The sequence below is a fragment of the Herbaspirillum sp. ST 5-3 genome (assembly GCF_004804275.1).
GTDB lineage: Bacteria > Pseudomonadota > Gammaproteobacteria > Burkholderiales > Burkholderiaceae_D > Noviherbaspirillum.
Genome location: NZ_STGI01000027.1, coordinates 1725 through 8027, shown reverse-complemented (window position 1 = coordinate 8027; position 6303 = coordinate 1725). Strand labels below are relative to the sequence as shown.

Sequence of the window (6303 nt, the reverse complement as noted above, 5' to 3'; positions counted from 1 at the left end):
AATCACTAATTTGCTATCAGCTATTCCATATGTGGGAAATACACTAACCTTTTGAATTTGGGGGGGATTTTCAGTTGACAATGCAACTTTAACCCGGTTTTTCTCTTTACACTTTATTTTACCATTGGCATTAGCAGTTTTAGTTATCACCCATATTGTATTTTTACATGAAACCGGGTCAAATAACCCTTTAGGCACTCCTATAAACATTGATAAAATCCCGTTTCATCCTTATTTTACATGAAAGGATGTTTTTGGAATGCTTCTAGTAATATTGCTATTTACAACAATTGTACTTATTTCCCCTTACAAACTATCAGACCCTGAAAACTTTATCCCTGCAAATCCCTTAGTAACGCCTCCACACATTCAACCAGAATGATACTTTTTATTCGCATACGCTATTCTTCGGTCTATCCCTAATAAGCTAGGGGGAGTAATCGCTCTATTTATATCCATTGTAATTTTAATTAGATTGCCTGTATCTATAAAATCCAAATTTAACCCAACACATATATATCCTCTAAACAAAATTTTGTTTTGATTATTTATCAATACATTTTTACTATTAACACATTTAGGGGCATGCCCTGTAGAAGAGCCCTACGTGTTTATTAGCCAAATACTCACTGTATTATACTTCTCATATTTTGCACTAGTGCCTATAATTTCATACAAAAACTGTCTACTTAACTAAGCTTAAGTATTTACTTTGAAAGTAAAAAATAGAATTTTCTAGTAGTCTGTCAAATAATGATACATTAACTATAAAATAAAAATGAATATAAAGAGACTATAATAATGAGTAAAAAAATACTATAAGGCAAAATAACCTTTCAAGCAAGTATTATTAAATTGTCATATCGAAAACGAGCTAAAGTACCCCGAACTCAAAGATAAAAAACAACAACAGCTATCAATTTTCAACAAAAAAAGCCCACTCCTCCTATAAATATCATAGAAGTAAGTATTCTTATAAAAATAATATTTCCGTACTCAGCTATGAATAGAATTGCAAATCCGCCCCCACCATACTCCACATTAAACCCTGAAACAAGCTCTGACTCCCCTTCTGCAAAATCAAAAGGTGTCCGATTTGTCTCTGCCAATACAGTGACTAACCAAAGTATAAACAGGTTTCATAACCCAAAAATAAAAGGGTAATAACTCTGAATCAATTCTAATCTCTTTAAATTATAACTACCAGAAAATATTAAAACACCCAAAAGAATAAAACTAAACCCAACTTCGTAAGAAATAGTCTGAGCCACCCCTCGATAAGCCCCCAACAGAGCATACTTTGAATTAGAAGACCAACCACCTCCTAAAATTACATAAATACCTAAACTTGACACAACTAAAACAAACAAAAGTTCATAACTAAGACCAATTCCAGACTCCCAAGGAAATACAAGCCAAAATAAAAGTATTAAACCTAAAGATAAAACAGGTACCAAATAGTAAATAGCATAGTTATACCAAATTAAAAAATTATTTTCTTTAGTAAAAAGCTTTACAGCATCAGCAAAAGGCTGTAACACTCCTATATAGCCTACTTTATTAGGGCCTTTACGGATTTGGATATAACCTAACACCTTACGCTCTAATAAGGTCACAAAAGCAACGCTCACTAAAACACATAAAACTAAAATTAGGTAAAAAATAAAATCCACTATTAATAACTCAAAGAGTTTATGAGGAGCTTAAATCCACCGCACTAATCTGCCACATTAATACCACTAACTGGCTACCTCTAACCATATTCAAATTCTAAATTTGATACAATAACTCTGCCTAGTTAGTACATTAATTTTTTATTCAAATTTTATGTAAAAATTACGATAAGCTGGTCCTTTCGTACTAAGCCTAATTTCATAAAAAAGTAGATAGAAACTAACCTGGCTTACGCCGGTCTGAACTCAAATCATGTAGTGATTTAATAGATGAGCAATCTACCTTTACCAACTTCTGCGCTAGTAAGGTCCACTAATTCAACATCGAGGTCGCAAACTATTTTACCAATATGAACTATCCAAAATAATAACGCTGTTATCCCTAGAGTACCTTATTCATTTAATCGGCTATGCCGGATCTAATAAAAGATTCATAATCTTTTACTGTCGCCCCAACCAAAATATGGCTTTAAACCAAAGAATTTTTATTTTGTTATATCAAAACTACATTTAAGGTTCATAGGGTCTTCTTGTCCCACTTAATTATTTAAGCCTTTTCACTTAAAAATCAAATTCTAATATTTTTATAAGACAGCCCCTCCCCGTATCTCCATTCTCTTAGCACCCATTTAAAGCCTTATTTCAATACCTTCGCATAGTCAAAATACCACGGCAATTTAATTTTCATTGAGCAGAATTTATTTTTAATTAAAACTAAAAACAATGTTTTTGATAAACAGTCGGGAAAATTATTTGCCGAATTCTTAAATAAAAACAAAATTTAACCCCAAAACATTATTTATACTAATAGTATCATTCTTTTTAAAATTTTTAATTAAATTAAATATATTTCTAAATAAGATTTAAACAAAAATAAATTGCTTTATTACAAACCTAGCTAACTTTAAGCCTCAAATTTCATAACATATATAAATTATACTAATTAAAGTAGCTTATCCCACCTTAATGCCTCCTTTTTCTATGATAAAATACCTTTATAAAGAAGGTATGTTTAATACTATTTTAATAACCAGATATCCCATATTTTGATTAAAATTTCATTTCTACAATAATATTAATTTTTTTAATTCCACAAAAAATTTCTAAATAAAGTAGATCAATATGCCTCGGGAATTGTCTATAAAGAAATACTATCGAAACCCCCTTATGCAAAAGGTAAAACACCTGCTTTTTTCTTAAGTTATTTTCAAATATTTCAAATTTCCTTTTCAGTACTTAATACTAATATAAAAAATTAAATATGCTTGTTTATAAAATTTACCTTTATAAAATAAAATCCTTTAAAATAAACTAATAATACGTAGTAATATATTCTAATAGAGATAGCTAATAGCAAAGTTTCATTGTAAATGAAACATCGACAAATTTGATTTTATCTCTTAAAAACACCTTCCGGTACTTTTACTTTGTTACGACTTATCTCAACATTAAATGAGAGCGACGGGCGATATGTGCATATTTTAGAGCTAAATTCAACTCAAGATTAAATCATAAACTTACTATTAAATCTTTCTTACTAAATAGGCTTAACTACCTAACTTGTTAAATTTTAATTAATATAATTCACCTCAAACCTAAACATAAGCTGCACCTTGACCTAACGTACTTAACTGTATAAGCCTCTATGATAATCATAAAATATCGTATTAAGATAGCGGTATACAAACTGAACTTGCAAATCTAGGTAGCACACTGGCGTTGTATCCTTTATAGGGCAAATTCCTCTAAATAGATTAAAATACCGCCAAACTCTTTTAGTTTCATGCCTAACACATACTACCAATCTATGTTAATATAATAGGGTATCTAATCCTAGTCATTTATATAATTATACAAATGCTAAATAATTAATTCATAAAATTTAAAATTTAACCTTACAATTTTATAAAATAAAATAAAATAAATAATATTTATAAAGTTTATATTTATTGGGCCGTCCTGTATAACCGCGGCGGCTGGCACAGGATTCGCCCGACCCACCAATGCACACCTTAATTTATAACATAAATATAAAAATATTATCTTCTATAAGCTAATAATATAGTTTGAACATAAAGAATAGGCATAATACAAATATTTAACGATAGTTAAATTATCTCTAACGGATTCTTTTTTTTTCTCTTTTAAGAATCCGTTAAGAGAATAGTAAACTTTACCCCTATTTATCTATTTTCTATTTAATAAAAAAAATGTAAATGTTTAATATAATTAGATTACAGTTTCATACTCGTTTATGAAAACTGACTATTCCTCACGGTTTGCATTACACAAGTGATTCTTTGGGGGTAAACCAATGGATGAGTAAAGCAACTGGGCCGTACTTTACATCACTTCTCATTTATGATTAATAGTTGCGCGTAATACCCGTTATAATGGAAATTATACAAGATTATCTAACTAAATAACTTTTAAAGTTGTTTTAACAAATATATTTTTGTTAAATGTTTTTAATAAAGTGCCTGATAAAAAGGACTATCTTGATAGGATAGATTATGTAGACTCTACCTTTATTAAATTAACTCTGGTATAAATACCTCCTTCAATATCAAAAATTGATGTGCCAATACACCTAAAATTATTATAATTTTCAGCTAAAGTATAAAGTAAGCTAAATTTAAGCTAGTGGGTTCATACCCCAAATATGATAAATATCCTTTATAAATCTTATATAGCATAAACATTTTATTTTTCTTAATTCTCTTTTTATCAACAGCTATCGCTATTTCAGCAGAAAGCTGATTTCAACTATGAGCAGCATTAGAAGTTAATATAATAGCATTTATCCCTCTTATATTTAATAAAAACAATTTATCTATTAATAGAATAATAAAATACTTTATTGTACAGGCTTTTGCAAGATCCATTTTTATCTTTGGAATAATGACCTCACAAACTTTTATTTGAGACACCTTATACTCTAATTTAACAACTATTGCTATAGCCATTAAGCTCGGCCTATTCCCTGTTTATTTTTGATTTCCCCAAGTTAGTGAAGGGCTAAGATGAATAAGATTTACCACTTTAGCTACCTGACAAAAAATTATCCCTCTTTATGTGCTATCCTCAAGTAAATCTTCTATTTTATTCCTAGTTATTAGAGCCTCAGCCCTCATCGGGGCTGTAATAATGGTTAATCAAAGAAGATTACGAAAATTATTTGCATATTCTTCTTTAACTCACATATCTTGAATAGGAGTAAGAATAGTAAATGCTAGTAGAAGATGAGTTAACTACCTCATTATTTACATGCTTATAATAATTTCATTATATTTTATTTTTAAAAAAATAAATTCTAGAACCATTGATAGCATAAAATTATTTTTTGATAAAATACAATGTCTAGCAATCCTAATTACAATAATATCATTAGGGGGTCTCCCTCCATTTTTAGGATTTTTACCAAAATGAATAATTATTATAAATGCCCCAACTAGAAGAGTATTTATTTTATTTACTCTAATTATTTCATCTTTAATAAGAATTTTTATTTACTTACGAATTATGTACCCCATTTTATTTAGAAAACCTCTAAAATCAAAAAAAATAAATTCTTTTAATAGTTTTATACCAATAAGATTAAATTCTTTAATATTAATCCCCATAATACCTTTTATTTTTTTTTAAGATTTTAAGTTAATAAAACTATTTACCTTCAAAGTAAAAAATAAATTTTTATTTAAGTCTTAGCCTAAAGCATCTTTAAACTTGCAATTTAATAATTTTTCTTAATATATAAGACTTGGTAAAGGGGAAACCCGTAAATAAATTTACAATTTATCGCTTGTTACTCAGCCACTTTACCGCGATGATTATTTTCTACAAATCATAAGGACATTGGAACTATATATTTAATTTTTGCAGCCTGAGCTGGTATACTAGGAACAGCATTAAGTATGATTATCCGAGCTGAACTAGGCCAACCAGGATCCCTAATTGGAGACGACCAAATTTACAATGTAGTTGTCACTGCCCATGCTTTTATCATAATTTTTTTTATAGTCATACCAGCACTTATTGGAGGATTTGGAAACTGGTTAGTCCCTTTAATAGTATCAGCCCCTGATATAGCTTTCCCTCGAATAAATAATATAAGTTTTTGGCTATTACCCCCATCTTTATTACTTCTTTTAAGATCGTCCATAGTTGAGTCAGGAGCAGGAACTGGATGAACAGTATACCCCCCACTAGCAGGGAACTTATCTCATAGAGGAAGAGCTGTTGACTTAGCTATTTTCTCTCTTCACCTAGCAGGAATTTCTTCAATTTTAGGATCAATTAACTTTATTACCACTATTATAAATATACGACCTAAAGAAATGTCAATAGAACGAATACCCTTATTTGTATGGTCTGTTTTTATTACAACAATTCTTTTACTTTTATCCCTACCTGTCTTAGCAGGAGCTATTACCATACTTTTAACAGATCGAAACTTTAACACTTCTTTTTTTGACCCTAGAGGAGGTGGAGACCCTATTTTATATCAACACTTATTTTGATTTTTTGGCCATCCTGAGGTTTATATTTTGATTCTACCAGGGTTTGGAATAATTTCTCATATTATTTGTTATCAAACTGGCAAAAAAGAACCCTTCGGGACACTAGGAAT

At 29.4% G+C, this 6303-nt stretch carries 3 protein-coding genes, 1 pseudogene and 1 other annotated feature; all 4 genes and pseudogenes read right to left on the bottom strand.

Translation table 11 applies throughout. The features are described from left to right. Nucleotides 1-210, bottom strand: a 210-nt coding sequence (locus E6W33_RS27755) for a hypothetical protein (RefSeq protein WP_247869812.1), incomplete at its 3' end; no start/stop codon positions are given. A 713-nt stretch (nucleotides 211-923) separates the two neighbouring features. Next, nucleotides 924-1673 (bottom strand): annotated as a pseudogene (locus tag E6W33_RS27750) (NADH-quinone oxidoreductase subunit H). A 203-nt stretch (nucleotides 1674-1876) separates the two neighbouring features. Then, nucleotides 1877-2238 (bottom strand) — a sequence feature (23S ribosomal RNA rRNA prediction is too short). Nucleotides 2239-4435: 2197 nt separating this feature from the next. Beyond that, nucleotides 4436-4639, bottom strand: coding sequence for a hypothetical protein (locus tag E6W33_RS27225; protein ID WP_168798785.1), 204 nt, complete (start codon nucleotides 4637-4639; stop codon nucleotides 4436-4438). Nucleotides 4640-5643: 1004 nt separating this feature from the next. Beyond that, nucleotides 5644-5835: a hypothetical protein gene (locus E6W33_RS27745; RefSeq protein ID WP_247869811.1), complete on the bottom strand. Its 192-nt coding sequence runs from the start codon at nucleotides 5833-5835 to the stop codon at nucleotides 5644-5646. Nucleotides 5836-6303: the final 468 nt, after the last annotated feature.

What these genes read in the sequence shown, in the direction of transcription:
- E6W33_RS27745 (WP_247869811.1), bottom strand. Translation starts at nt 5,835, where the DNA reads ATGGACGATCTTAAAAGAAGTAATAAAGATGGGGGTAATAGCCAAAAA.
- E6W33_RS27225 (WP_168798785.1), bottom strand. Translation starts at nt 4,639, where the DNA reads ATGGCTATAGCAATAGTTGTTAAATTAGAGTATAAGGTGTCTCAAATA.